Below are 23,373 nucleotides of genomic sequence, written 5' to 3' on the forward strand. Positions count from 1 at the left end.
CCATCACGCCCCTATCCATTTGATAGTGAAGCCGTAACGGTGGTCAATCTGCCATTTGCCGCCAATGGACATCCTGGTAACAAGGCTGATTTCGTTGATGTAGAGCTGATTGTCCGTTACCCAGGCCACTTTCACATCGTTGTGCCAGAAGGTCAGCGCGTCAGAAGTGAAGGTAGCAAGGAGCTTGGCGCGGTTTAATACCTGTTCCCCGTTGACCGTCATCGTGGTTAAGTCCTCGCCTACGGCAACACCATAGCGCGGAACATCAATACCGCCAATGCTCTCAAAGTAAAGCAGCCCGGATTTAATATACTGATTAGAATTAAGCTGATAGTTTGTGACAACGCCAAGCTGTTCAAGAAGGGTGACGGTTTCGTTGAACATATATTCTTGCAATACGCCTGTCGCATTGGTGGTAATCGTGTTCAAGAGGTTTTGTGAGAATGTTCCATAGGTACTCTCTGCCGTGTATACCCCCGCATATACCTCTACCAGCTGGTCCATAACTGCGCTTACATCGTGCGCGGTCCTAACGATAAGGCTTTTCAGTTCGGAATACCCGGCTGCCGCCTGGGTAGCGGTCTGTACCGCTGCCGCGTTTGTGGCAAGGGTTTTGAGCGCTTCGTCTTTGAAGTTTTCAGGCCCAATGTTCTGCAGCGCAACATTAAGCTGCCTGCTCATTTGATGCAGGTAGGAATACAGGTTGGCTATCTTGTTAGCGTCAGCGCCCTGTAAGGCGGTAGGCGGCAAAAACTCTTTCATATTCCATCACCACCATCCTCCATAATCTTGGCAATGGAGAAAACCCTCATATCGCCAGCGCCAGCCAGCTTGATTTGGAAGTGGTCACAGCGCCGGGGGATGATGGGATAGTTTACGGTTGTGACGATAACCCCGCCTGTAGTTGTACCAAGCGATACCCATGTGCCGGAAGAATCATATTGAATATATGCCGTGAAGGTGGAGCCTGATGCCAGCTTCAGGCGTATGTTCATGCGCCCTACATACTTCTGGCTTGGCAGCTCGTATCCCATCACGCCCGATTCAAGCACCCAGGATACCGCGCTCGCTTCCGCTGTGCCTACGCTGCCAAGCATGGAATATATCTTGGTGACAAGGGTAGGCGGGGTCCCAGCAACGGTGACAGGCGTAGCGGCGTACAGCTCGTCCTTGACGGTGCAGAAGTCTATGACCTGAAGCGTATCCTCTTTATGCCATATCCTCTTGGCGGTATCCAGGGTAAACAGCTCCCAGGCGTTTGCAGCGTTCTTCATGCTGATGTACATTACATCCTTGACCGCCCCGGCAACGGCAGCGGAATACAGCCCCGTTCCCAGGGCAGCGGATACCGCAACCGGCAGGCTCCCGTCATACGCCATGACCTCTGACCGCGCCTTGTAGTACAGGATTTCATTCACGATGACCATGCTCTTGTTGCTTCCGTCTTGGACCCCGCGCAGCGTGGTTGTTTCTATCTGGTAATTCGCCGGGTAGTTGCCGTAAACCCGGTGCAGGCAGTTTTCCTTAAAGAACAGCGGCATACCCAGGTGTGTAATCGCGCCTGTAAACTTACCGTCTGTGCCTACGGATACCGCATAACTATCCATTGCGTTCCCGGCATAGGAGCGCCAATTCTTGAAGTCACCCAGGCGGCAGGCGTATATCTCGTTGACAGGCTCGTTATCAACCACGCCGTATTTACATCCCCACAAGCGATTTTCACTCTCGGTGAGATAGTCCATGTCCGGCATGGTCCTTGATATGGTCAGCGGAGCGCCTTCCGTGGCGGTCTGCGTATGCACCCAGCCCAGGGCGCCGGAAATAACGATGTAATCATCCCCGCGATAACGGACAAAGTTGTACCCGTTCAGCGATGCAAGCTCGGCAGCTTCATCCGGGTCAACGGACGCGCTCAATGCCCCCGCAATCTTAATGCCGTCATACTGAGCAAAGCCCACGCCAATCCCGGTTGCCGCTATCTTGGTATAGGTAGTAGGGATAGCGGTCCATGTTTCAGACAGCGTAGAGTACCGCTTCAATTCAACGGTGGGATACGCGGATATATCTATCCAGTAATCGCCATCAGCAGGCTCCGTAGGTGCTGTGACGCTCGCCGTTGGCGTAGATTCAAGGTCTGAACCGTCTGCCCTGGAAGGCTGGTATGTAATATCCCCGCTTGTCAGCGTGACGGTATTCTCGATGTTTCCGTACTCGGTCAGGTCTGCCGTGTTGACCCACTTCTTATCAGGCAGAATCACGATATACGCGCCCATGCTATACAGCCGCTTGGGTGTGTACCCTGCCGCTACAGACAGCACCAGGCCGGTCACAGGCAGCGCGTTGACATACAGGGTAGCGCCATCCACATAGCACAGCACATCCCTTGAAATCATAGCAGAGTAGGCCGCAGGTGATACCGCCAATGCCCTCTTGACGCGCTGGGCCAGCAGGGGATAGTCACGCGCTGATGTGTTCGTGGTATCGTAAAAATCAGAATCAGGTATCCGGGGGTTATGGTTATATCCCCCGAATACCTCTGTCATGCTCTTATACTGTTGTGTTGGTTGAAATTGAAGGTATTTCATAGCGTAAAGTGCGTTGCTGGCGCACAGGGCGGGAAAGTGCGGTTAAGATGGTTCGCAAGCTCTTGCCATGCTACGTTGAATTCCTGGGATTCGATGTTGTAAGAATTCCAATCCCGGTTATACCGGCTGATTTTCATGCTCAAAAAGGCAATGTACAGCTCGGCATCATACGGGACAGGAGCAAGGAGCACCGTGGTATCCACGATGTTGGAAGCGTAAGAGGTCCAGGTTTCTTCTGCCCAGGACGCAAGCGCATCCTCCGGGTTTTCCAACAGCCCGGCTGCAAGCGCCTTGTAAGGCTTGTTGTCGTAAGAGATAAGCTCGTTGAGCGTGTATTCATGTTCTGAATCGTACTCGTCATAAGGGTTGACCTTCCTGACCAGTTGCCAATAAACCTTAGTATCCAGCTCGGAAAGCCAGGCTATAATCTGCGCAGCCGTATAGTTGTGCGGCTTCAGCGCGGTTACGGCAGCGGTGACTTCAGCAATGGTCATTTAGTCCCCCTTATCTCTCGCCAATCTTGAAATCGCCCTGCATTTCCTGGGAGAGTACGGCATGCGCTTCCTCGGATTTGATGGTCTGACGCAGCACAAGGTATGCGGGATAGGGAAGTGTGATTTGCGTTCCGCGCTTGAAATAGGCTTCATACTTGCCTACGCTGACGGGAATCATCTGATTTTCACCGGCGTTTCCCCTCGGCATGGTGTATTTCACCATAACATCCCAAAGGTCTTTGACGGGGGCCTTAGCAGGCGCAGGGGCGGTTCTCGCCGCAATCGCTTCTTCGTAGAGCTTCTTATAGTCCGGTTCTTCGCCCTCCACAATCTTGGCCGCCTTGTATTCCATCGGCTGTACCTTTGGCTCTACAGCCACAGCCGGCTTGACATTGCGCGTCTTGGGCGCAGGCGGTTCGCGGAAGTTAGCAGAAGTGTTCAGGTTCAATTTATCCGGCCCAATGTCCATGCGATTACTCCTTTGCATTGGGGGGAGAGGTTTCCCCCTCCCCCGTGTTATCAGTCAGTTATCAGTTGGCGGCTGCGGTGGCAGAGTAGGAGGATACGCACTCCAAACGAATCAAGCGGTCATGGTACACAATCTTGGCAGCAGCTTCGAACTTGCCGCCGATGGTGCTGAACTGATTGAGGGGTCCGCCGACCTGTTCAGCGGTCTTGATGATGGTTTCGATGCCTGCGCCTTCGGGGTCAACGATGTTGAACGCGTCTTTGGCAAAGAACAGGCAGGGGAAGATGGAGATACCGGCAGCTCCGCCTTCGCCGGGATAAATCACGTCAGCGCCAGCCGGGGGATTGCTCGCGGCTTCTGCAGCAGCGGCAGACGTAGCATCAAGGACAATGGTGGTCGTGGTCGCGCTCAATACTTCGAAATGCAGACCACCGATAATCAGCTCGCGCCCGGACAGGGCGGTCACATCGTCAGCGGTCAGCGTTTCGGTCAGGGTGATGGTGTTCGTGCCAGCGTCATAGCTGGTCACGGTCAGCGTCCGGGCGGCAGCGGAGAGGTCCGCGCCCCGGATGATGGGGGCCAGGGTAGACTTGATGAAGCGGATACCGTTCATTTCGCCCAGCTCATTGGTAAACAGCTCTTTTACGGCTGCATACTTGTGCGCTTCCTGCCATTGCGGGTTCTTGGCAGGGTCCCGGATGTCCTTTGCGATATAGGGATGAATCACGCCAACGTAATTCATGCCATCGAAGGTAGGCGCGTCAGCTGCTTCAAACCTGGTCACAACCTGCGCCATCATGTCAGCCGTAATTCCAGACCAGGTAGTCGCTGCGTTGGACAGCAGGTGCCGGGCAGCAGGCGTAGACACATAGGCGTTGGAGCTGTTCAGGTTGATTGCGTCTGCATAAAGGGTATTGGTTCCTTCAAGCAGCGCAGTACGGATAAGCTTCTCATAGGACCTGGCCAGGGACGCGCCGATTTCCTGTGTAGCGCCCAGGATGACAGGCTTGTTGTGATGCTTTTCCAGCTTCTTCGTGGTCGCAACGTACAGGCCATGCTCGGTGAGCGTGGTGGTGACGTAGGATTCGCCGAATTTTTTTCCGGTCGGAATTACGCCCTCAACAAGCTGGTCAGCGTCGGGCAACGTGTTCCACTTGGACCACTCGATGATGATGCCCTGGTTGTCCGGGATGCTCTGCTTGTTGCCAAGCTGCGCGAAAATGAGGTTCTCACGCGCATTGACCAGCATGACAGTATCCCAGAAGGTTTTCATGCCGATGGAAAGGCTGTTGTCTGCGTCAAACGCAGTTGTAGCGCCCGTATAGGCGTTGATGTAGGTGCCGGTTGCGGATACGAGGGAGCCGGCGTCAGCAAAGAGCTGGAGGTTCAGCTTAATCTTCATGGTGGCAGTCCTTTCTCAATGAAGCGCTTTACGCTTCAAAAGGTGACCGCCCCCGCTTAACAAGGTCCATTGCTTTTCTCATTCGGTCGGGCGCCCAGTTATGCGGGTCATCGGTCAGGTTGGGAGCATTTGAGTTTTGAGAAAGGCCGTTTTCACTTGGACGGAAGGCCCCGGCAGACATAGCGTTTGACAGCTTCTCGGCGGTCTTTTGTGCGGTGAACTGCATCGCCCCGCCAATGATTTCGTCCTGATGGACGAGCTGGTACGCTTTCATCACAGGGATTCTCACTTCAGGCCGGGTAAGCTCAAAGAATTCAGGGTTCTTCAGCTCCGCTTGAAGGTCAAACCCTGGGTACATCTGCTTGACCTGTTCGCTCTGCTCTACAAGGGTCTGGAAGTGCTTCTGTATCTGGGCTTCCTGCATCCGTTCCGCTTGCATCTTGTCAAGGTTAGCTTTCTCGCCTTGCAGCTTCTTCATTTCCTTGAGCGTTTGGACCGGGATGCCCTTCTGCAGCGCTTCATCCTCGTAAAGTGAATCATCGTCCGTGATTTTGTTGACAAGACCCTCAATGTCGCCATCTTTCAGGCCATGCTTCTGGAACAGGGCTTCAAGCGCGGGGGTGAGCTTGTTCAGCTTTTCTTCCGCTTCCTTACTGTTCTTCAGCCGTTCCTTGACGATTGCGCTTGTCGCCTTGCCAAAGTCGTCCTTGTAATCGCCCTTAATCAATTCCTCAAATGTTGGCTTCGTGCTTGCGGCAGGAGAAGTCTGCCCTTCCGGTGGCTTCTGCCCTTGTGCGGGTTGTGCCGGCGCAGTTTTAGTCTGCTCGGCGCCCGGCGTTGGTACAGAATACTTCCGGCCCGTTCTCGATTTGAATTCCATCCCGGCGGCGGATGGACCCTTTACGCCCGCTGCAGCGTTCCCTGCGGCCCCGGCTCCGTCTGCGCCCGCTGGACCTGCGCCTGCGTTGCCTGCTGCCCCATCAGCGAATAGCTGCAATACCAGTTTCATCATGTAAAAACCCCCTCTGTCCGTTGTGGTGGACGATTCCACTAACAACATAGAGGGGGCAGCGTTAAAATATCAGTCCCGGTGTGAAAGTTAGTTTATAGCAGACGCTATATCACTTTATAGCAGACGCTATACCTAAGCCCATAAGTGCTTCAGCGCTTCTGTTTTGTTGGGGATATTGCCACACACGGCAGCGCCTTGCTTGTGGCACGCGGGGCATTCAATATCTTCATCCAGGCAATCAAGCGGCCTGACGCTCATGTAAACGCATCCGCAATGAACGCATTTGACATACGAAAACTTATAGCCCAGCTTCTTCATAATAGTTTCACCTGTGCACCTGCGCCGTTTATCCGGTCGGTTGCAATCTTGAAATATCCCTCGTCCAACTCTATCCCGATGAAGTTGCGCCCAGTATTCACACACGCCACGCCTGTACTGCCTGAACCCATGCAGTTGTCTAATACTGTTTCACCTTCGTTGGTGTAAGTTTTAATTAAATATTCAAGCAAGGCAACTGGCTTTTGTGTTGGGTGAACATATTTACCATCTACACCTTGCGTGATTATTGTTTTAGGATATTTGTGTGTTCTGATTATTGCTTCGCTCTTGCCTGTTGTTTTCCCACCCATAATAGATGTTCGGCTCGATTCCATTGATTTACCCCGTTGGGGTTTATCCATCAAAATCATTTGTGGGTTGTATTGAATCTTACCTTGCCCAAACACAATAATATTTTCATGCTGTGCCATTGGTCTGATTTTAGCGACTAAATGTCCTCTGCCTGTTATTTTGTCCCATACCCAATCATACTTATACTGTTTAATGTTGCTCATTCTCAATGCGCTTGAAAACGGCTCACTTCCAAACAGCACTATCGCCCCGTTGCCCTTTATCACCCGCTTGTACTGCGCCCACAAAGGCTCAAACGGTATCACGGTGTCCCACTTGCAAGCGGTTGTGCCATACGGCAAGTCGCATAGTATCAGGTCGATTGAACCGTCAGGAATACCCTTCATCACTTCCAGACAGTCGCCTTGCATTAGCTTAATCATGCTTAATCCGGCTGGCTCGCCTGCGCGGTCCGTTCCCTGGCGTTCCTCATGCTCGCGTGTTCCTTTGGCCTTTCGGGGTTGGGCCGTGTAAACTCCGGCTTTGTCCCGCCGCCTGGCGCCGCGATTCTGCCTTGTGGCTGCTGCGGTCCTGCCTTCCCTGGTTGCCCTTGCTGTCCTTCCGGCGCTATGCCAAGCATCTGCAGCAATGCCGGCATATTCTCCGGCTCATAGCGCTGTGTCAGCTCCATGACTATCTGCGTCATCATTGTGAGCTGTTTCATCATGGTCTGGTTCTGCATGACCTTCTCCAGCGTTTCCTCACGCCCAGGGAAGTCCATCATCTCCAGCATCGGCACTACCATGTCGGCCATCTGCGGGTTAAATACGCCCATGCCAAAGAGCTGGATAGCCATATCGTTCTGCGCCTGGCGGCTGAAAGGTGTCTGCTTTGCCGCCCGGACCTGAATATCAAACACGGGCAGGCGGAATCCCATGTTCACGCCAAACTCTGTACCCTGCGGCTGCTGCTTGATGCGCTGGTTGGAATACAGGATATAATCCTCTACCCCTGATTGACCCAGGATGCGGAAGGTCCTGGGAATGTCATAGAACTGCCGGATGCGCTCAATGACCATCGTTACAATGCGCCCATATGCCCGGTATGTGCCTTTGGTGCTGGCCTTGCTGGACCGCCCGGCGGCTTCCTGGGCCGCTGCCTGCCCCGCTGCCGTGGTCATGCCGCCTGTTCCGCCATTGAGCACGTCCTGGTTGCCGGTCGTAAATTTCATTTCTTCCAGCTTGGATTCATAGATGCTGATGTAGTTGCCGGACAACGGTATGACCTGGATAGGCACAACGTTGTTTGGCGTGATTGCGCCATCCACATGGACAAGGGGCTTTGTCCAATCCGCAAACTCGGTTTCGTTCACGTTACCGGATTTGTCAATGAAATAGCGCGGTGTAGCAGACATAACCGCGTTCTTCACAAGCTGCTGGCCCAGGAGGTCAATGCTCTCCTGGGGGGATTTGCCAATGTCAACGTATCCCATGCCTGCCGGCGAACCCTCGACCGGGAACAGCGGGTCAAACACATACGGATACAGCCCATCGTCATACCAGCCTTGCGTGGCCAGCTTCGGGTTGTTCTCGGAAGCGAACAGGATTTCCTCACCAACGAACTTGCAGTAGTGCAGCACCATCTTCTGCGTTTCCTGCCCGTCCTGCCCCTTAATAATGACCATGCGCTTGTAATACCAGTCAATGACAAGGCTCTTGTTGACAAGGCTTACCGTGTCATCGTGGATGTACTGCGATATGTCGCTGCCCCCGCCCTTCTTCAACCTGCCTTTGAGCTGCGGGTACTGTTCTTCCAGCACGTCATTGTCAATCACGCTGGCATGGAAGAAGTTGCGTGAATCCTGAATATCCTCAATGCCAGGCTCCCAGAACAGGTTAAGCAGGTCTGCCTTCTTGACCGCCACATCGCCCAGGCCGTTGTGCTTGTTCTTGTCCCAGAACACTCCGTACACGGCTGTACCCACGCGCAGTTTCTTCCAGCCATTATCACTGAAGGTCTGCTCAAAGCCGTTTTGCTCCATGACCAAAGGCACAATCTTGGAAAGGCTGTACGCTTCCTGCTTATCGTCCTTGACCCTGGGCAGCATAATCGGCTCCGGATACGCTTCAATCAGGTCGGCCTGCTTCCCCATGAGAACATTAAACAGCCATGCAGAGCGCGGCTGCGCATCGTTCTCGTTCCCGGTGGGCTTGCCTTCCTTCGCCATTTCTTCCCAGGAGCGCATACGATACCATTGCTCCGACGCGATAACGCGCCGTTCCAGGCTATTCTTGCCTTCCTTGTACTCCTGCATGACGCTCCGGGCCTTCTTGACAACGCCGCTGTCTACCCTGACAGGCGCTTGCATGCCCGCTTCCGGCTGTGCGTAGGGCGCTGTCATGCCGTTCTGCCCTGGTTGTAAGCTCATACTATACCCCTCTCCTTGTTGGATTGTTGCGTGTGTACTGGTTCAGCGGGTCGAACAGTAAAGGCTTCTCGTTGATTATCGCTGCAGGCTTCATCGGGCGCGTCATGCACATATAGCGCAGCGCATCAGCCAAATGGTCCTCTAAATCGCTGTCAAGGTCCTCAACAGAATGCAGGTCATACATCTGCAGGGGAATGGTCCTGATAAGGTTCTGGCAATTCTTGAAAATATACAGGCCAGGGTATCCTTCCTCGTTGAAGTGAAGCCTGTACTGGCATTGCATCCAGCCGGGTATGCGGTTGTTGTCTGCCTTTTGGAAGTGTACGCCGTAACTGGCGGCTACTTCCTGGGTGGATATGCCTGTACCGTCCTTCTTGGCCCATATCGCCGGGTCTGCCACGCCAATGATATGTCTGCCTTTCAGCCAGGGATGCGTGGTTTCAATTTCGTGTATCTTGCCGTAGAGCTGGTGGTCCGTCCACCTGATGCCTACGTTGGGTTCGCCTGTCCAGGTATAAAGCTCCATGATGGCGTATAGCGTCCCATCACGGTCAACGGCAAACCATATCGTAGCGCTGGGCGCATTGCTCCCCCAATCGTGCGCCCTGTAGATGGTCCAGGTGGCCGGCTCCCCTTTGCTCATGTCAAACGGCTCAATAACGTGCGTCCATTGCCGGCTGGCGTACTGTTCGGGGATGTTCTTGAAGGATTCAAAAAATTGGCCCAGGTACACATCCCAATTCCCATTGAGCCAGGCTTCCCTAATCTTGGGCGGCAGCGCTTCCAGGTACTTGATGTAATCCGGGTCCTTGCGCATCAGCACCAGGTTGTCCGTTACCCTTGATGGGATGAATACATAGTCAGCAGGGTCCTCCTTGCCCTCAAAACGGCCCTCTATGAGCCGCTTGATATAGCCATGCCCCTGACCGCCTGGGTTACAGGTGATATAGAATCTATGCGGAAAGCTGTTTACGCCGCGATTGGTGGCCATGAGCGCCTTGATTTGATACTCCGTGAGCAATGTGCCTTCGTCAATGAACTCAATGTCATACTCTGCGCCCTGCATGGGGTCTAAATCCGCATCGTTGGCGCAATACATAAAGCTGATAGTGCTGCCGTTGAAGAAGGTCATTATCTTTTCTTTGTCGCTGTACTTGGCTATCTTGTAGCACTTCCGGCGCAGCTGGGTAATGTGATTCCTTGTCAGCTCCGGATAGCTCTGGCGTACAATCAGCACACGGATACCGGGATACTTCAGGCAAAGGCGTATTGCCTTTGTCCTTACGCTCCAACTATTGTGCGTAGGTATGAAGCTATTGCCCGCCAAATATAGATGGTCGGGAGAATCTATTGTTATGCATCGCATCGGTGCTACCCCAACATCAACAGCCTCAATGATATACCTATGCTTTGTGGTGAACCTTGTAGCCATTACAAGACGCTCTGCTTTGCGTTGACAACGGAATATAGCGCAATTTGCCATAAAAATGATTCTATATTTTGGGCCGCAATCTCTTCCGTACAGCGTTGCCCGGCCCTCTGTTATCGTGCATTTAATACCTATTGACTTAACAAGGTGTGCCATCCCTTCTATCAGCGCTTTGTTTGTGTTTGTAAACTCGCAGCCACCGTCTTTGTTGCAGTTTCCGTCTGTATCCATCATCCCTTGAATAAGCGCTAAGCGCTGTTCCGGTGAAGCCCATAGGTATTCATCTGGTATATGCTTGTTGCCCAATACGCCCATTTTACGCAGTATCCCAACCAGCCCGATTATGTTGTATGTGTACTTGGCCTTCCACTTTCGCACTTCAAACCCGCTGTCCTCAAAGGCTCTATGTAATCCGTCTGCGGTTGTGAAACTGCCAGAAACGCCCGTTCCGTCTCCCAGCCATAAACCAAGCAAATACGGGTCAAGCGGCAGCTCCCTTTGTGGTGTTTGAAGGGGGGCGCACGCCGGAATAGAATGGTTCACTTCTCTTCCGTTTTGCACTTTCAGAGTTGCAACTATCTCGGCGGTTGTTTTAACACTTCCTGTCGGTAAAGGCAAATAGGGATATGCCCGGGTTGCGTTTTCCTCTGCCAGGTCTGGCCTTTTGCCCGTTCCCCTTGACGGCCTGCTTGCTCTGCGTTTCTCCCTGTATTCATCCGTTCGCTTGACAAGGTTTACCCTGTCGCTCTTGTCGTATGTCAGCCATAAATGCTCATCATTGCTGACAAGCTCGCTTCCATCGTCAAACACAAACTTCCACGCCTTGTGTTCGTTTATCTGGCTCACTTCAAGCACTTTGTATGGCTTCCCGTCCATGCCAAACACTTCCATGCCCGGAGATATATCGCCCATCCTCACCCACCCATCAGGTGTAGGAATAGGCGTGTCCACGTGAAGCTCTTTCCCCCCACCTCTTGCGCCGCCAAATATGACAATGCGGTGCTTCTCTTTCATGAAAAGCATCTGCTTCTCGTTAGGCACTCCAAACCGGATATTCACTTCGTTTGCGGCTATAACACTCAATCGCCCCAATCCTCCGCATCCGGGTCCACAATGATGTTGATGGTCTTTGGCCCCTCGTTGTGCTGCTGTGCGTCCATATCCAGGCGCTTCTTCTCTATCTCAACGCGCTCTCTCTCTATCTCTACCTTGTCATGTGAATCTTTCCACATATCGCGTTTCCGGTTCTTCAGCCAGTAGATTTGAGCCGTAACATCAGGGATAACCAGCTTTGTAATAACCTTCGTTACAACAATTTCCCATTTCTCTTTCTTTGTCTTATGGTCAAAGCCGGTCACAACTCTTTCACGCCATGTTTCCTCATATTCATAGCCCAATGCGCGTTTGAGCAAAGCATTTTCAACCAGAATATCAACAACCTGCTTGCCTTCTTTTAGGGCCGCCGATAACGCCGGAAATTTCTCTTTCCAAAATCGAAACGTTGAATAAGCAACACCGCATTTTTGGGCGATGTTCTTGTCTATAATTCCATCTCTCGCCCACGCCTTTATGCACAAAAGACCATCTTCTGACAGCCAGTAATCATATTTAGCCATTTGTGTATTCCCATTTGTAGCGCCCCGCTGTATTGCGATGCTTCTGCTTTTTGCAACACGCCGTTATCACCGTTTTCGATATGCTTAACGCATCCCCGGCATCTTTGGCTGAATCCCATACCTTTATCAATTTCCCATCAATGCCAAGCTGGGTCACCTTAACCTTCCGGGCGTTAGCCCTTTTCTTTATCAGGTCTGCCGTTTGGTGTGTTCCAAGCCTAATTTCGCTTAGTATTTTCTTTGTTTCTTCGGTGTGTCTCCTGCCGTAAAAAGGGTTATCCGCCCCCGTGCATTTCCCTTTGAGAGCATTTCTGATTTTCTCCCTCGTTTCTTTGCTTAATACATCACACGCCTGGCCCCCTTCCTGGATGTTGTAGCCATATCTTTTGTCGTTTGTCTTGTGCGCCGCTATAAGCTCTTTTTCTTTTAGCTCTGCGGCTGATTTTGACAGCCCGGCGCTAACAATGTTGTGCCGCACGCTCTCCCACCCATGTTTGCTTATCGCATTTTTTAAGTGGTCGTTTACTTTATAGCCTTTCCCGTTTCTCCATCTGTTCTGAATTCTCTGCATGGTTATTCCTATGTACTTCTTCCCGTTAGGAAATACATGCTCATAAACCGTGTAATTTCCGCCATCTGCCAGCAAGAGTAGCCCGTCCTCGGTCAACCAGCGTTCATACTTCCCTTTAGCGCCTGGCTTTTCGCGGACCGGGGGCTGCCCGCTGTCTGATTTCTTCATACTCCCCTCCCCACATCATTCAATCACGGCACTCCGGCTAATATCAGTCCCGGTACTAACAACAATAAAAACATCATTAAAACATATTTATATGTTGACTTACTTTAAAGTATGTGTATAATGAGAGTATCAAAACAAGGAGGCAAGGAAATGAGCAACGTGTACAACAAATATGAGGACTTCTACAATGCCATGATTAACGCGGGTCTTACGCAGGCCGAAGCAAGCGCGGCAGTTAATGCCAAGATGAATGAGGACGCAATGGCCGAACGGTTTCCGGACAACGACTAAGTATTCTTGGCCACAGGCCGGGCCGGACGGCTAAATCCGGCAGAAAGGTACACCATGAAAAAAATCATTGAGGGCAAAAAGTACGACACAGACACAGCAAAGCTCATCGGTGAGAACAGCAACGGCGGCAGTTGGAACGACTTCAGACACTTCGAAGAGGAACTGTACCAAAAGAAAACGGGTGAGTTTTTTCTCCACGGAAAAGGCGGCCCTATGACGAAGTACTCCCGCCAGGTTGAACAGAACAGCACATCGGGCAGCGAGAAAATCATCCCGCTGTCTTTTCAAGAGGCCCGCGAATGGGTGGAATCCCATATGGAAGCTGAAGAGTATGAAAACCTGTTCGGTAAAATCGAAGAGGACGAGAGCAAAACCATCGTCACGCTGTACCTCACGCGCGGCCTGATTGAGCGCCTGCGTCGGGAGAGCCAGGAGAAAGGCGTGGGCCTGTCCGCGCTGATTGAAAGCAAACTCGGATAAACTGCAAAACTTCAAATAAAAAGCGGCCCCCGGCACAAGGGGGCCTTTGTTTTTCATACACGGATTAACCTGTGTATTTTGCGTGAGGATGTTGTGCCTATTCTTTCTTCACATCGTGACCACCACCTTTCATCTCCTTAGGAAGCGCCTGTGCAATCATTCTTTTCGCAGTATCCCATTGCGCTTCTTTAATTCTTTCCACAAGTCCTACGCTTTCAAGGACCGCTTGAAGTTGCTCGAATGTTTCAACAATTCCTAATATAATCCAGTCATGAATGCAGGGGTCGGGTTGGTTCATTTTTGCGTCTGAATAGCCTCTGAAGTAGTCCAGCAGCGCCATAACTCTGCCTTGGCCCCTGGGACCGCCGTACAGGATTTCATTCTTCTTATCCAGCCTTCTCTTGGTCTGTTCAAGGCTGTCTTTGACCTCGTCCGCGCACTTCTGCATGAAGTCAGCGCCATGATACGGGCCGTCCTGTGCAACGGAGCGCTTCTCTGACCCCATCAAGCGTCCTAACTCCGCTGCACTCTGCTTCATGGCTTCATTGAAACCAGGGATGTCATTCAGGCTCTTGTAGCTGTCCGGGGAGCCGTAGGGTTTAACCTCTGCCAATTCTCCTGCAATGTAAATCCTCCTGGGCCGTTTGCCCCACAGCGCTCCACGCAGCGCCTTCTTCTTATTCTTCATTCGCTTCTCCCTTCCCCAGCGCTTCCAGTGATTCAGCCAGGTAATCCGCCGCTTGCGAGCTTATTTCAATCGTGAAAATCCTTTTGTTCGGGAACTTGTTCCGGGCTTCCCTCAATACCTTGGCTACTTCCCGCACTTCATCTTTTGCCCGTTCCGTGTTGTCCATGTCCTTCTCCTTTTCGATTGCTTTGGGGTTTAATGCATCCCTGGCTGTGATGTAGGCCTTTATCTTTTCTTCTTCTGTTTCGTTTATTGGCCATAGCATCATGGTGCTGCCGGTGCAATCAGAACGCGGGGCGCACACTCCTTTTATGGCATCGTCAAAGAATTTGAACGCATCTTCCCGGCTTAGTCCTTCAATCTTCTTCATGCTATACTACCTCCGTTATTTTTACCCACACACACGGGCTGCCGTAAAACTTGCTCACCTGTGCGTGTACAATCTGTGAATCGTCATTGTAGGCAATCCCGTTCAGCGCATCAGACACGATTTTTCCAACATTGTCCCAATCCGGGCGCTTGGTCGGCAGCGCATTTTCGGGCAGTTTCTTTTTCGGTCTTGCAAAGTACGCCGCAATCTCCATATCCACAGCTCCCTCAAACCTCGGCCCCTGATAGCACAGTTTGATAAGGTTTTCATAGTTCACTGTCTTTTGTGGCGTGTAGGTATGCTTCCCTGTGAACCTTGGCCTTTGCTTGGCGCATGGAGGGCCGGGGATGGTAAATTCGTAGGTCATGAGCTTCCCTCCTTCAACCGCCATATCACTATGCCTTCATCGGTGACTATCTTCTCGTACAGGCTTAGCGGGGCCGTAGTCCAGCCAATGCGGTATCCGCGCAGACCAACGGCTTTATGCTCGTCAAGAATTGAGCGCACTATCTTCACGGCCGTATCAAACAGCTCTTTCGCATCTTCCGCTATGTCCCCGGTCATAACTGCGTCAATACCGTGCTGGCAGACGATACCAGGCTCTTGCTTTTCGTTTTGCATATTACCTCACCCTCAACACGGTCAGCCCGCCGTCAATCGCCAGCAAACTCACCCGCAGCCCGCCGAAATATTCCGTGACATGTCGGGCGGCAATCGCCTGCCCGGAGTACGGTTTCCATTTCCCAGTGTTCAAATCTAATGCCAATCCATTCCTACGCACCAGTTTGAGTTCCGTGTTCCCTGGTACTGTCCACGGCCCAAGCAGCAGCCGCGTTACCTCTGCCCTCGCTGACTCGGCAAAGCGCAGTCTGTCGGGCATGGAAAGCACCGTCCCGGCGTGAACGAGTTTCCCGAATATGCCCCTTTCGCCGTTGCCGTGTTCCTGTCTGCCGTTGCTGATGTTCAACTCGCTTGCGAAAATGACGATTTCGCTGTCAAGCATCCCCTCGATTTCGTCAGAAATAATGGCTTCAAGGGTGTAAGCGTGGGCGTTGAGGGCGGTAAGGATGGTGATGAGCGTTAGGATTAACAGGGTGTACAGTAGCTTTTTCATTTGAATTCCTCCGGCATCTTGTCGCTCACATGTTCGTTTGCGTAAAAGCATTCATCATGATGGTATGTCAGTCTGTTTTCTTTGATGTCGTATATTACACCCGCTTCCCATATCGGCATCAATTTTCCGCAGTATGAGCAAACAACGGCTCTCCCTTTCGCTTTGCGCAGGATATTCGCCCTTTCAATCGCAAAGCCCAACGCTTTATCAAACCTTTTTGCCCGTCTGTTGAAAAACCACTTCTGGATGCTTTTGATAATCATTTCTCCACCTCCGGCAGAGCGGGCAAGGGGAGCCAGTAGACATAGCCCTTTTGTGTAAATTCATCTCTCATCTTCTGCGTCTGCTTTTTTGCCAATGACCAACCCGCTTGCTCTATCAATTCTCCGCTTTCGTTTTCTCCAACGCATATAGTTAATCCGTCACTTTCCACAGGCACCCTGTCAGCCGTCCGAATCCAGACGGGGACGGCGGCGAGTTCCAAAGCCTGGATAATGTCATATACAAGCGTACCAGAAACAAGCGTTGATGCACCCGTGCTTTGGATATGCCATTGCATAACCCTGTCAATCAATTTCTGGGTTTCTTCCCTGTTCATGCGTCCCTCCTTAATCCCATAGCGGTGTCCCACTCGTCCCAGACTAATTCTGCTTCGGTTGAATTACCGCCATTCATGTCACAAGCAGAACAGAGGATGTGATACCATCCGTAACTGTCATGCTCCAATTTTGCCTTGTTCCCGCACCCGCACAGTGCGTGTCCGTGTTCGTCCACCTTGGGCTTTTGTGTTGGGTGATAGATTTCAAGGTTTTCAAACTTCAGATGCGCAATCCTCTCAATCGCATCATTCGGTGTATGCCCGTCCCATTTCGGCGCTTTTTCCAATTCACGGCAATCAAACAATCCCCAATACGGCTCAATGTCATAATGGTATGTCGCTTGCCCTTTCGGGGTTTCAATGCCAACGATAAACATCCCGTCATACATCGTGCCATCGTCATGCTGTTTGGATTTCCATGAGCGAGCCTGAAACAAATTGACAATCACGCTGAACAGCAACGCCCGGTGATGGTACAATTCGTTGAATGTATGGTATCCGTCCGATGTTTCGCCGTTTACAGCCTTGGGCGGCGAGGGCGGCGAGGGCGGTTTGAAACGCTTCCCGCCAATCATCTTCCAAAAAGTGTTTGTCTATCAGGTAATTCAGCACCTTCGCCGATCTTCTTTTTGCGCACCCTCGGTTTCATGCCTTTTCCCCCTTCGTCAGCTTGATTTATTTCTCCAACTCAATCGGCTGCACTACCGTAATCGTCCCGTCCATTTCCACAATCGGGTAATCGTAGGTGGGTTTATCCGTGTAGATGCGGTGCGGGTTCAGGTAGTCAATCATGCCCCGTCACCAGCCTGTCCAGTGTCACGCCCAGGTTTTGGGACATCGCCAGGGCCGCAGGCAGGGAAGGCATAATCTTGCCGCTTATCCACTTTGAGCAATGGAATCTGTCTACCCCCATCAGCCCCGCAAGCTGTGAGCCGTTTATGCCGTTTAGTTCCAGGTTGTCCCTGATTTGGTTCGTCAGGTTCGCCTTGACAATCGCTTCTGCTTCCTGTCGGTTCATAGAGTTCCCTCCTTCAGTTCTCTGGCTTCTGCCAGCAGGTCAATGCCGGTTTCGTACATCCCCGGCTGTTCCGGCCCCTGGTCATAGTCCTGGAAGGCGTTCTTGCGCTTCGGCCCTGCTCCATCAACGCCCCACTTGCCCCGGGCGCATTGCCGTATCTTCAGGTTCCAGTCCTTCCACTTGTTCTTGTTCCCGTTCCCCTGCGCTGATTCGTCCAGGTACTTAATGCAGCGCGCCAGTTCCGTTTCCCCCAGGTCTGCCAGCAGGCGGGTATGTTCCTCGTCCGTTAACCTGACCCAGCCGTATTCTCCGTGTTTACGGTGAGGGGGCGTGGGCCTCTTACGTTTATCTTCTTCTGGTTCTTTATCTGGTTCTGGTTCTAGTTCTAGTTCTGCTGAGCTAACATTAGCTTTACTGTTAGATTTACTGTTAACTTTACCGCTTGTTATCAGCCTTTGCTTCTCGCGGTATCCCTCCATGTATTTCCTCATGTATTCATTCTTTTGTTCAAGTTTATCAAGGCTTTGATGTTTGCCCCATTTCGGTATAGTCAAGGTGGCGTTGATAATCTCAACCATGCCGAATTTTTCAAAGGTGGTAAGCGCAAGTCGGACAATCTGCAAAGGCATTCTGAAAATTGCCGCAAACATTTCTTCTGTATAGGGTATCTTTTCGTTAATGATGAACACTCCTGAATTGTTTTGTTTCCCGGCAAGGCATAGCAACTTGAACCATACCGTTACAACCGCATAGCCTTCGGGCATTTGCTCAATCAACAGAATCTTTTCATCATCGAAAATGTCAACGGCAATCTTAATCCATTTCACATCTGCCATATCAGACCTCTCGCCCCGCTTCTTCCGTCAGCCCTCTTTCCAGCCTGGATGCATGGCGCTTGGAATACAGGGTTTGTGTTGTCGGCTTCACTTCCGAAAGGTCCTCGCTGGTCTGTTTAATCATGTAGGCGCGTACTTCCTCAATGGTGATACCGCATATGGCGGCGATGTCCTCATAGCTATCGCCAGCAATGTAGTGATTCAGGAGCGTATTCTCGTGTTTGCTCATGATGCCACCTGCTTGTATTCCCTAAGCTGGCCATCATCTGTAATTTCAATTTGGCCGGGAATGGGCGGCTCAGGGGAAGGCTTATTGTCATTCGTCTTTTTGTTTACATCGTGCATATCAAGAATATCGCTGACCTCAACGCAGAACAGGTCGACAGCATCGTTTACGCTCATGTTCTTATAGCATTCGTCACACACGATACAATCTCCGCTGTCTATATCCCAATACTCTGCGTCATCTGGGACTTGCTCGCCGCACATACAGCATTCCGGAGAGGGCTTTACTCTGTCTGTCATAGCTGTGTACCCGTGACAAGTTGTTCTTCAGAGATACCAGCCTTGCGCAATTCGTCAATCCAAATGGCTTTTACTTCTTCGGAGCAATGCGCCATTGCGTCACTCCATTTAGCGGGACGGTCATGCTCCATTTGAAACTTTACTTGATAATAAAGAGACTGAGCGTTGTGCGGCATTTCGGGCGCGTGGACTACGGCGCACTCCGGGCAGGTTCCCTTTTTGGCCGGCATCAGCATCATTTTCCCGTCTGTCATGGTCATCCTCCTTTATTCATTAAGGCCCCGTAGCTGACCCTTTTATGGTTTATCCCCTGGAAAAATCAGCGTAGCCATGCGCTTGAAAAACAGGGGGCCACAGGACAGCGCCAATGAGAGGTGTTACTCATTAGGTTACGGTTGTACCGTCAGGGCCGTCATACTTAGATTGAACCGCCTTGTATACCTTGCATTGCTTGAAGTCCCAGGTTGCGCAGTATTTCAGGAAGAAGCGGTCAGAATCAGGGCGCCTGCGAAAGACGAGTTTTACAGACAGAGCCGGTTCCTCCGGGGCCTCGCAGGTGATATAGACCACCTGATACCCTCGAAAGAAAGGGCATTTTGCGTCGCCCGCAGCGCGTCCTGACCCTGCGCCTGGCATTGGTTAGGTTAAAGTTGCGTCTGTCAGGAGGGAAACAGGGGTTATCTCGCCGGTTTCAGCGTCCACGCTCCCATCTGCCTGGATAGGCGGCGGCGGGAACGGCGTATCATCCACAATGGCGGCATCGGCAGCGTCAGCGTTCTCATAGTTGACCGCGTTCTGCATTTCGATGGACATAATGCCCCACTTGGACAGGAGCGCCTTCAGGACGGTTTTCTGGAACATTTCGTCCCTGAATTTGGACCAGATTTCATTCCCGTGTTTGAAGGAATCAGAGAAGGTCTGCGCGTGTTTCAGCGCCTTCTCCAAGCTCCAATACAGGGTCTTGCTGAACCCGTTGACGGTCCGGATATAGGCGAAATACCCAATGACAACATCGGATGTAGGCTCTCCGGATATGTCAATATCTCCGCTGATTTTGTCGATGACCTTCAGCTCGCCCTCATAGACGTTTCCCGCGTTAATTGAAGCGTAGGCCCCTGTGCGCTGTGCAAGCTGAACGTAGCCTTTTGTCCCTATCTGAAAGACAGGGGTCATAACGCCCTTCACGCGCCGGGGAATCACCCACGCAAAGCCCAGGCTCTTTTCAATGGGCAACTTGAGGACAGCGGCCTTGACCGCTTCCTTGTACACGGCCTGCGGGTCGCATTGCTGAAGATAGGTATCAGACGAGTACAGGGTAATCAGGGAAGCGATAAAGCTCCCGGCATTTTCTTTGAGGACGCTTTCAAGCTGCTTCTTGACGCTTGCCATGCTCACGATTTCGCGCATGATGTTGGTCTTGCTCTTGGCGGCTTCAGCGGCCTTTGCGTTGGTATCCGTGGCCTGCTGAATCACGCTGGTATTCTTAAGGGGAACAGGGGCCGATTCCGGCTTCGCTTTGTTCTTGGGTTCCGAAAAGGTATTCTGATAGTTCTCTGTCATTGTGGTAACCTCTTTCTTTTATTTAATCAGTTGTACATTTGCGGGGTAGGCTTCCAGCAGGTCCTTCGCGCCTTGCATGAACACATCGAGGATGACTTTGGCATCGTGGTTCAGGTCATGAGGGTTAACAAAAACCCACATACGCCCATCAGCCTGGTCGAAAACCGGCTTAACCTTTGCCACAGATTCAAGCGCGTTGGCGCAGGTGATGGCCAGGAAGGATACGGCGGCGCATACCAGGTCATTTCCTATCGTTCCCGCCCCGGCATGACCGACCACATCAAAGCCCGAATACTGGCCGTCAATGGTCAATGCTTGAATTGTGGTCATGCCTGCGCCTTGTTCTTCTTGGCCCTGAACGTCCGGTAGGTGCTGGTCTTGACGCAATCGCCAAATGCCTGGGGGTACGCCCTTAGTAACTTGTCCTTGTCAATCGTCGTGCGTTCTTGCGGCAAATATGACGCGCTCCATGTCTGCGCCTGCGCCCTTGCTTTGTCGCCCATTTTGGCAATGATTTGTTGCTTCAGCTCGTCTTTATCTTCCTCATAGGATTTAATGATTCCGCTGATGCGCTCGTATTCTTCAAACAGCGGGTCGGTATCTGGAATCAGGGCAACGTCATCGATAAAGAGTTTGTTATCCAGTACAGCCATCGCGGATTCAGAACCATCCGGGGCGGGAGGGATTTTTGGTATGATGTGCTGCTCCCAGAAGTCACGCTCTGCGCTCATCAGGGCTTCAATTTCTTTCTCGTCACGGTCTATAACGAAGGTGTAAAAGGCTGTGTTGAGGACCAGGACGGCAAGATAGGCTCTTTCGTACCCGCTTATGGCAAGGTAGTGTTGGCATTGACAGTAGTATTGCGGGGGAATCTCTCCGTTTTTGAAGTCTGTTTTGTTCCAGGCTGATGTAGTTTTCACTTCTAATAAAGCAGGCTCTCCCACTACTTTGCGGTCAAGATTTGCCAACCCCCACTGGTATTTTTCATTGAAAAGAACTGCATTTACCCGCTGCACCTTCTTTCCGGTGGCCTCTGACCATCGCCCTGCAACATAATCTTCCAGTTCGCGCCCTTCCCTCATGGCTTCTGAATCTTCCTTCTCCGGCATCAGGCCCATCTTGTCGGCGTAAAGATAGAGTTTGCTTGAGAAAGGGTTTAACCCAACCACTGTAGCCGCGTCGGACCCCCCCAACCCCTTACGGCGCAACTCCAACCATCCATCCCGGTCATCCGGGTCATAAGGTATGCGAATTACCTTTGATTTTATTTCAGACATTTTGCACCCCTTCTTTGATGTGTTTCCACCTAGCTCCGGAACGAATTTTGTATATCGCTTGTGGTTTAACCCCATACTTCGGGGCAATGTCTTTCGGGGCTTCGTTTGATTTTCGTATTGCAATAACGTCATCAACCGTCAGTTTAGACCCTCCGTTTTTCTCCCCTTTGTTGTTCCTCCCTTTGTTTTTACAGTCGAGCGAATTGTCTTTGTCTGTACCGGGGAAAAGATGATTGGGGTTGCAGCAAATAGGGTTGTCGCAATGATGTAGAATGTGTTTCCCTTGCGGTATTTCTCCAATGTAAATTTCATATGCCAAGCGATGCACATACTGGGGATGCCCGTAAACGCTCATCTGTGCGTACCCGTTTTTGTTTTTTCCGCCAGTCCAATTCCAACATCCATCAGTCTTTTCTAACTTCGCTTCAAACCGTTCCAGCAAGGTTTTCATTTCTTTCCCTCCTTGTCCATGAAGTCAAAAATCGCTTTCCAACCTATTGCTGAATCATGGTCTGCCGGTTTCTTCACCATGAAATACGGCTCCGGATACGTCCCGTCCTCAATGCCTTTCTTCATTGCGTCCATTTCAATGTCGAAAACTTCAACCTTCCCCGGCTTATGACCGCCCGCTTGGGCCGAACGGTCTGCAAAGGAGAACATGAGCTGGGCTATTGCCCTGTAAAGACTTGTTGTGTCGCCTTCTTTGTAGGTGGCGATGTATCCGCTTTCGTTCATTTGCTCTTGCCCTTCTGCTCCTGCTCCATCCTCTGCAGCATCATTGCCTTCTCCGCTTCGTCAAAGGTGGATTCGATGATGTTCCGCAGCGCCGGCACGTCCTTTTCTTCCATGTTTGCGCACACCATCAGGATTGCCATCCGGACCGTCTGCCAGCGGGGGAGCTGCCCGACCATGTAGGGCCGGATTTCTTCTTCCTTGTTTTTCGCGCAGACGATTAAAGCTCCGTCACAGACAATCCTGTTCATGGCATCGGGATTTCCCAGTTCGTTGATGGTCACCTTGAACTTCTTGACTGACATTATTTGACCTCCTAATCTCTGCTTTTGTTCGGTAAAACAAACTCCACGCTGATAGGCATTTTCCAGGTATCCACGGCAGCTTTTTCTACGGTTTCAAGGAATTGCGCTGCCATGTTCTGCTGGAATCTTTGCGTCCTAAGCTGGTGCAACAGTTCTGCCTTTAATGCGGGAGCGTGTTCCTTAACCATCTGCATAACAGCTTCCTTGACGGTATCCGTTACTACCCTCTTTGCCAGCCAATTCAGATAAGGCTCAGAACGGTATTCATCGCGGGTAATCTTCCCGTCAGAATCCACCTTCTGATTGATGGTCCTGTCAATCGCCTGCCTGACCAGTTCAGCCGGGTCACCAAGCGATTTTACCAGCGCAGCGTTTACAATGTCCTGTACCGCTGCCTTGAGGAAGTTTTGGTCTATGTTTAGACCAACATCAACAATTTTTGTGCTTTCCACTATCCCCTCCACCCTTCTTTTTCGTAGTAGTGATTCGCCCGGTACTCCTGGTTTTCCAGGTACATGAGCCATTGAGCTTCCGTGATGCGGGCCATCTTCTTATGTTCCCTGGTCCGGTCCAGCCAGCGCAGGTAACGGGCCAGCAAGCGGTTCCTGGTGATGCGTCTTTTCATTTGTCACGCTCTCTTTCGTAAAGGTCATCGTAGAACTCGCTTAGGTCCTCCGGCTCGGCCTGTTCCGCTGGGTCATAGCCGGTAAAGATGGCGTTATCTGGCATCAAAGCGGTTCACCCTTTCGTAGTGCTGGTCGTCCTGGATAACGAAACGCGCCTTTGCGGTGGGCTG

33 protein-coding genes are annotated in these 23,373 nt (G+C 51.6%); 2 read left to right on the forward strand and 31 right to left on the reverse strand.

Translation table 11 applies throughout. The annotated features are described in order from the left end of the window. Positions 1-3 precede the first annotated feature (3 nt). From WC356_03385 to WC356_03435, 11 genes are all read right to left on the reverse strand, one after another. Complete coding sequence (locus tag WC356_03385) at positions 4-762, reverse strand: hypothetical protein (protein ID MFA5382183.1); 759 nt, start codon at positions 760-762, stop codon at positions 4-6. Next, the gene (locus WC356_03390; GenBank protein MFA5382184.1) at positions 759-2,543 is read right to left on the reverse strand and encodes a hypothetical protein; all 1,785 of its coding nucleotides are present in this window, start codon (positions 2,541-2,543) and stop codon (positions 759-761) included. The genes WC356_03385 and WC356_03390 overlap by 4 nt, the downstream gene beginning before the upstream one ends. 38 nt (positions 2,544-2,581) lie before the next feature. Then, on the reverse strand, positions 2,582-3,079 hold the full coding sequence (locus tag WC356_03395; protein ID MFA5382185.1) for a hypothetical protein: 498 nt from the start codon (positions 3,077-3,079) through the stop codon (positions 2,582-2,584). 10 nt (positions 3,080-3,089) lie between these two features. Continuing rightward, complete coding sequence (locus WC356_03400; GenBank protein ID MFA5382186.1) at positions 3,090-3,548, reverse strand: hypothetical protein; 459 nt, start codon at positions 3,546-3,548, stop codon at positions 3,090-3,092. Between the two features lie 61 nt (positions 3,549-3,609). Then, complete coding sequence (locus WC356_03405) at positions 3,610-4,950, reverse strand: N4-gp56 family major capsid protein (GenBank protein ID MFA5382187.1); 1,341 nt, start codon at positions 4,948-4,950, stop codon at positions 3,610-3,612. Between the two features lie 28 nt (positions 4,951-4,978). After that, positions 4,979-5,962: a hypothetical protein gene (locus WC356_03410; protein ID MFA5382188.1), complete on the reverse strand. Its 984-nt coding sequence runs from the start codon at positions 5,960-5,962 to the stop codon at positions 4,979-4,981. 314 nt (positions 5,963-6,276) lie between these two features. After that, positions 6,277-7,014 carry a site-specific DNA-methyltransferase gene (locus tag WC356_03415; protein MFA5382189.1) on the reverse strand — a complete coding sequence of 246 codons (738 nt, stop codon included), beginning with the start codon at positions 7,012-7,014 and terminating at the stop codon, positions 6,277-6,279. 2 nt (positions 7,015-7,016) lie between these two features. Then, positions 7,017-8,999: a hypothetical protein gene (locus WC356_03420; protein ID MFA5382190.1), complete on the reverse strand. Its 1,983-nt coding sequence runs from the start codon at positions 8,997-8,999 to the stop codon at positions 7,017-7,019. A 1-nt stretch (position 9,000) separates the two neighbouring features. Next, positions 9,001-11,511, reverse strand: a complete 2,511-nt coding sequence (locus tag WC356_03425; GenBank protein ID MFA5382191.1) for a terminase family protein — start codon at positions 11,509-11,511, stop codon at positions 9,001-9,003. Further along, positions 11,508-12,044, reverse strand: coding sequence for a helix-turn-helix domain-containing protein (locus WC356_03430; protein ID MFA5382192.1), 537 nt, complete (start codon positions 12,042-12,044; stop codon positions 11,508-11,510). Before WC356_03430 ends, WC356_03425 begins: the two co-directional genes overlap by 4 nt. After that, complete coding sequence (locus WC356_03435; GenBank protein MFA5382193.1) at positions 12,037-12,783, reverse strand: NUMOD3 domain-containing DNA-binding protein; 747 nt, start codon at positions 12,781-12,783, stop codon at positions 12,037-12,039. Before WC356_03435 ends, WC356_03430 begins: the two co-directional genes overlap by 8 nt. Positions 12,784-12,894: 111 nt before the next feature. On the opposite strand from WC356_03435, the gene WC356_03440 reads away from it, so the two are divergent. Next, positions 12,895-13,074, forward strand: a complete 180-nt coding sequence (locus WC356_03440; GenBank protein ID MFA5382194.1) for a hypothetical protein — start codon at positions 12,895-12,897, stop codon at positions 13,072-13,074. Positions 13,075-13,128: 54 nt separating this feature from the next. Beyond that, positions 13,129-13,554: a hypothetical protein gene (locus WC356_03445; protein MFA5382195.1), complete on the forward strand. Its 426-nt coding sequence runs from the start codon at positions 13,129-13,131 to the stop codon at positions 13,552-13,554. Between the two features lie 97 nt (positions 13,555-13,651). Here the strand turns inward: WC356_03445 and WC356_03450 are convergent, their stop codons facing one another. The 20 genes from WC356_03450 to WC356_03545 all read right to left on the reverse strand — a co-directional run bounded on the left by WC356_03450 (position 13,652) and on the right by WC356_03545 (position 23,101). Continuing rightward, complete coding sequence (locus tag WC356_03450; protein MFA5382196.1) at positions 13,652-14,242, reverse strand: hypothetical protein; 591 nt, start codon at positions 14,240-14,242, stop codon at positions 13,652-13,654. Further along, positions 14,232-14,612 carry a hypothetical protein gene (locus WC356_03455; protein MFA5382197.1) on the reverse strand — a complete coding sequence of 127 codons (381 nt, stop codon included), beginning with the start codon at positions 14,610-14,612 and terminating at the stop codon, positions 14,232-14,234. Before WC356_03455 ends, WC356_03450 begins: the two co-directional genes overlap by 11 nt. A 1-nt stretch (position 14,613) precedes the next feature. After that, positions 14,614-15,003: a RusA family crossover junction endodeoxyribonuclease gene (locus tag WC356_03460; GenBank protein MFA5382198.1), complete on the reverse strand. Its 390-nt coding sequence runs from the start codon at positions 15,001-15,003 to the stop codon at positions 14,614-14,616. After that, a complete protein-coding gene (locus WC356_03465) occupies positions 14,976-15,233 on the reverse strand; it encodes a hypothetical protein (protein ID MFA5382199.1) in 258 nt (85 codons plus the stop codon). Before WC356_03465 ends, WC356_03460 begins: the two co-directional genes overlap by 28 nt. A 1-nt stretch (position 15,234) precedes the next feature. After that, the gene (locus tag WC356_03470; GenBank protein MFA5382200.1) at positions 15,235-15,726 is read right to left on the reverse strand and encodes a hypothetical protein; all 492 of its coding nucleotides are present in this window, start codon (positions 15,724-15,726) and stop codon (positions 15,235-15,237) included. Further along, on the reverse strand, positions 15,723-15,989 hold the full coding sequence (locus WC356_03475) for a hypothetical protein (protein MFA5382201.1): 267 nt from the start codon (positions 15,987-15,989) through the stop codon (positions 15,723-15,725). The genes WC356_03470 and WC356_03475 overlap by 4 nt, the downstream gene beginning before the upstream one ends. Beyond that, complete coding sequence (locus WC356_03480) at positions 15,986-16,324, reverse strand: hypothetical protein (protein ID MFA5382202.1); 339 nt, start codon at positions 16,322-16,324, stop codon at positions 15,986-15,988. Before WC356_03480 ends, WC356_03475 begins: the two co-directional genes overlap by 4 nt. Continuing rightward, positions 16,321-16,899: a hypothetical protein gene (locus WC356_03485; protein ID MFA5382203.1), complete on the reverse strand. Its 579-nt coding sequence runs from the start codon at positions 16,897-16,899 to the stop codon at positions 16,321-16,323. Before WC356_03485 ends, WC356_03480 begins: the two co-directional genes overlap by 4 nt. 209 nt (positions 16,900-17,108) lie before the next feature. Further along, the gene (locus tag WC356_03490) at positions 17,109-17,342 is read right to left on the reverse strand and encodes a helix-turn-helix transcriptional regulator (protein MFA5382204.1); all 234 of its coding nucleotides are present in this window, start codon (positions 17,340-17,342) and stop codon (positions 17,109-17,111) included. Next, the gene (locus WC356_03495) at positions 17,339-18,178 is read right to left on the reverse strand and encodes a phage replisome organizer N-terminal domain-containing protein (GenBank protein ID MFA5382205.1); all 840 of its coding nucleotides are present in this window, start codon (positions 18,176-18,178) and stop codon (positions 17,339-17,341) included. Before WC356_03495 ends, WC356_03490 begins: the two co-directional genes overlap by 4 nt. Position 18,179: 1 nt before the next feature. Beyond that, complete coding sequence (locus WC356_03500; protein MFA5382206.1) at positions 18,180-18,407, reverse strand: hypothetical protein; 228 nt, start codon at positions 18,405-18,407, stop codon at positions 18,180-18,182. After that, positions 18,404-18,703, reverse strand: a complete 300-nt coding sequence (locus WC356_03505) for a hypothetical protein (GenBank protein ID MFA5382207.1) — start codon at positions 18,701-18,703, stop codon at positions 18,404-18,406. Before WC356_03505 ends, WC356_03500 begins: the two co-directional genes overlap by 4 nt. Continuing rightward, a complete protein-coding gene (locus WC356_03510) occupies positions 18,700-18,957 on the reverse strand; it encodes a hypothetical protein (GenBank protein MFA5382208.1) in 258 nt (85 codons plus the stop codon). The genes WC356_03505 and WC356_03510 overlap by 4 nt, the downstream gene beginning before the upstream one ends. 385 nt (positions 18,958-19,342) lie before the next feature. Beyond that, complete coding sequence (locus WC356_03515) at positions 19,343-20,263, reverse strand: recombinase RecT (GenBank protein ID MFA5382209.1); 921 nt, start codon at positions 20,261-20,263, stop codon at positions 19,343-19,345. 18 nt (positions 20,264-20,281) lie between these two features. Next, positions 20,282-20,593, reverse strand: coding sequence for a ribosomal-processing cysteine protease Prp (locus WC356_03520; GenBank protein ID MFA5382210.1), 312 nt, complete (start codon positions 20,591-20,593; stop codon positions 20,282-20,284). Next, on the reverse strand, positions 20,590-21,540 hold the full coding sequence (locus WC356_03525; protein ID MFA5382211.1) for a YqaJ viral recombinase family protein: 951 nt from the start codon (positions 21,538-21,540) through the stop codon (positions 20,590-20,592). Before WC356_03525 ends, WC356_03520 begins: the two co-directional genes overlap by 4 nt. Continuing rightward, positions 21,533-21,991, reverse strand: coding sequence for an HNH endonuclease signature motif containing protein (locus tag WC356_03530; GenBank protein ID MFA5382212.1), 459 nt, complete (start codon positions 21,989-21,991; stop codon positions 21,533-21,535). Before WC356_03530 ends, WC356_03525 begins: the two co-directional genes overlap by 8 nt. After that, positions 21,988-22,275, reverse strand: a complete 288-nt coding sequence (locus tag WC356_03535; protein ID MFA5382213.1) for a hypothetical protein — start codon at positions 22,273-22,275, stop codon at positions 21,988-21,990. The genes WC356_03530 and WC356_03535 overlap by 4 nt, the downstream gene beginning before the upstream one ends. Further along, on the reverse strand, positions 22,272-22,577 hold the full coding sequence (locus WC356_03540; protein ID MFA5382214.1) for a hypothetical protein: 306 nt from the start codon (positions 22,575-22,577) through the stop codon (positions 22,272-22,274). The genes WC356_03535 and WC356_03540 overlap by 4 nt, the downstream gene beginning before the upstream one ends. Before the next feature lie 11 nt (positions 22,578-22,588). Further along, positions 22,589-23,101, reverse strand: coding sequence for a hypothetical protein (locus WC356_03545; protein ID MFA5382215.1), 513 nt, complete (start codon positions 23,099-23,101; stop codon positions 22,589-22,591). Between the last annotated feature and the right edge of the window lie 272 nt (positions 23,102-23,373).

This window comes from Candidatus Micrarchaeia archaeon, assembly GCA_041653315.1.
Classification (GTDB): domain Archaea; phylum Micrarchaeota; class Micrarchaeia; order Anstonellales; family JAHKLY01; genus JAHKLY01.

Excerpts from the sequence above, each read along its gene's own strand:
- WC356_03385 (MFA5382183.1), bottom strand. The coding sequence starts at position 762 with ATGAAAGAGTTTTTGCCGCCTACCGCCTTACAGGGCGCTGACGCTAAC.
- WC356_03390 (MFA5382184.1), bottom strand. The coding sequence starts at position 2,543 with ATGACAGAGGTATTCGGGGGATATAACCATAACCCCCGGATACCTGAT.
- WC356_03395 (MFA5382185.1), bottom strand. The coding sequence starts at position 3,079 with ATGACCATTGCTGAAGTCACCGCTGCCGTAACCGCGCTGAAGCCGCAC.
- WC356_03400 (MFA5382186.1), bottom strand. The coding sequence starts at position 3,548 with ATGGACATTGGGCCGGATAAATTGAACCTGAACACTTCTGCTAACTTC.
- WC356_03405 (MFA5382187.1), bottom strand. The coding sequence starts at position 4,950 with ATGAAGATTAAGCTGAACCTCCAGCTCTTTGCTGACGCCGGCTCCCTC.
- WC356_03410 (MFA5382188.1), bottom strand. The coding sequence starts at position 5,962 with ATGATGAAACTGGTATTGCAGCTATTCGCTGATGGGGCAGCAGGCAAC.
- WC356_03415 (MFA5382189.1), bottom strand. The coding sequence starts at position 7,014 with ATGATTAAGCTAATGCAAGGCGACTGTCTGGAAGTGATGAAGGGTATT.
- WC356_03420 (MFA5382190.1), bottom strand. The coding sequence starts at position 8,999 with ATGAGCTTACAACCAGGGCAGAACGGCATGACAGCGCCCTACGCACAG.
- WC356_03430 (MFA5382192.1), bottom strand. The coding sequence starts at position 12,044 with ATGGCTAAATATGATTACTGGCTGTCAGAAGATGGTCTTTTGTGCATA.
- WC356_03435 (MFA5382193.1), bottom strand. The coding sequence starts at position 12,783 with ATGAAGAAATCAGACAGCGGGCAGCCCCCGGTCCGCGAAAAGCCAGGC.
- WC356_03440 (MFA5382194.1), top strand. The coding sequence starts at position 12,895 with ATGTGTATAATGAGAGTATCAAAACAAGGAGGCAAGGAAATGAGCAAC.
- WC356_03445 (MFA5382195.1), top strand. The coding sequence starts at position 13,129 with ATGAAAAAAATCATTGAGGGCAAAAAGTACGACACAGACACAGCAAAG.
- WC356_03450 (MFA5382196.1), bottom strand. The coding sequence starts at position 14,242 with ATGAAGAATAAGAAGAAGGCGCTGCGTGGAGCGCTGTGGGGCAAACGG.
- WC356_03455 (MFA5382197.1), bottom strand. The coding sequence starts at position 14,612 with ATGAAGAAGATTGAAGGACTAAGCCGGGAAGATGCGTTCAAATTCTTT.
- WC356_03460 (MFA5382198.1), bottom strand. The coding sequence starts at position 15,003 with ATGGCGGTTGAAGGAGGGAAGCTCATGACCTACGAATTTACCATCCCC.
- WC356_03465 (MFA5382199.1), bottom strand. The coding sequence starts at position 15,233 with ATGCAAAACGAAAAGCAAGAGCCTGGTATCGTCTGCCAGCACGGTATT.
- WC356_03470 (MFA5382200.1), bottom strand. The coding sequence starts at position 15,726 with ATGAAAAAGCTACTGTACACCCTGTTAATCCTAACGCTCATCACCATC.
- WC356_03475 (MFA5382201.1), bottom strand. The coding sequence starts at position 15,989 with ATGATTATCAAAAGCATCCAGAAGTGGTTTTTCAACAGACGGGCAAAA.
- WC356_03480 (MFA5382202.1), bottom strand. The coding sequence starts at position 16,324 with ATGAACAGGGAAGAAACCCAGAAATTGATTGACAGGGTTATGCAATGG.
- WC356_03485 (MFA5382203.1), bottom strand. The coding sequence starts at position 16,899 with ATGATTGGCGGGAAGCGTTTCAAACCGCCCTCGCCGCCCTCGCCGCCC.
- WC356_03490 (MFA5382204.1), bottom strand. The coding sequence starts at position 17,342 with ATGAACCGACAGGAAGCAGAAGCGATTGTCAAGGCGAACCTGACGAAC.
- WC356_03495 (MFA5382205.1), bottom strand. The coding sequence starts at position 18,178 with ATGGCAGATGTGAAATGGATTAAGATTGCCGTTGACATTTTCGATGAT.
- WC356_03500 (MFA5382206.1), bottom strand. The coding sequence starts at position 18,407 with ATGAGCAAACACGAGAATACGCTCCTGAATCACTACATTGCTGGCGAT.
- WC356_03505 (MFA5382207.1), bottom strand. The coding sequence starts at position 18,703 with ATGACAGACAGAGTAAAGCCCTCTCCGGAATGCTGTATGTGCGGCGAG.
- WC356_03510 (MFA5382208.1), bottom strand. The coding sequence starts at position 18,957 with ATGACAGACGGGAAAATGATGCTGATGCCGGCCAAAAAGGGAACCTGC.
- WC356_03515 (MFA5382209.1), bottom strand. The coding sequence starts at position 20,263 with ATGACAGAGAACTATCAGAATACCTTTTCGGAACCCAAGAACAAAGCG.
- WC356_03520 (MFA5382210.1), bottom strand. The coding sequence starts at position 20,593 with ATGACCACAATTCAAGCATTGACCATTGACGGCCAGTATTCGGGCTTT.
- WC356_03525 (MFA5382211.1), bottom strand. The coding sequence starts at position 21,540 with ATGTCTGAAATAAAATCAAAGGTAATTCGCATACCTTATGACCCGGAT.
- WC356_03530 (MFA5382212.1), bottom strand. The coding sequence starts at position 21,991 with ATGAAAACCTTGCTGGAACGGTTTGAAGCGAAGTTAGAAAAGACTGAT.
- WC356_03535 (MFA5382213.1), bottom strand. The coding sequence starts at position 22,275 with ATGAACGAAAGCGGATACATCGCCACCTACAAAGAAGGCGACACAACA.
- WC356_03540 (MFA5382214.1), bottom strand. The coding sequence starts at position 22,577 with ATGTCAGTCAAGAAGTTCAAGGTGACCATCAACGAACTGGGAAATCCC.
- WC356_03545 (MFA5382215.1), bottom strand. The coding sequence starts at position 23,101 with ATGGCTCATGTACCTGGAAAACCAGGAGTACCGGGCGAATCACTACTA.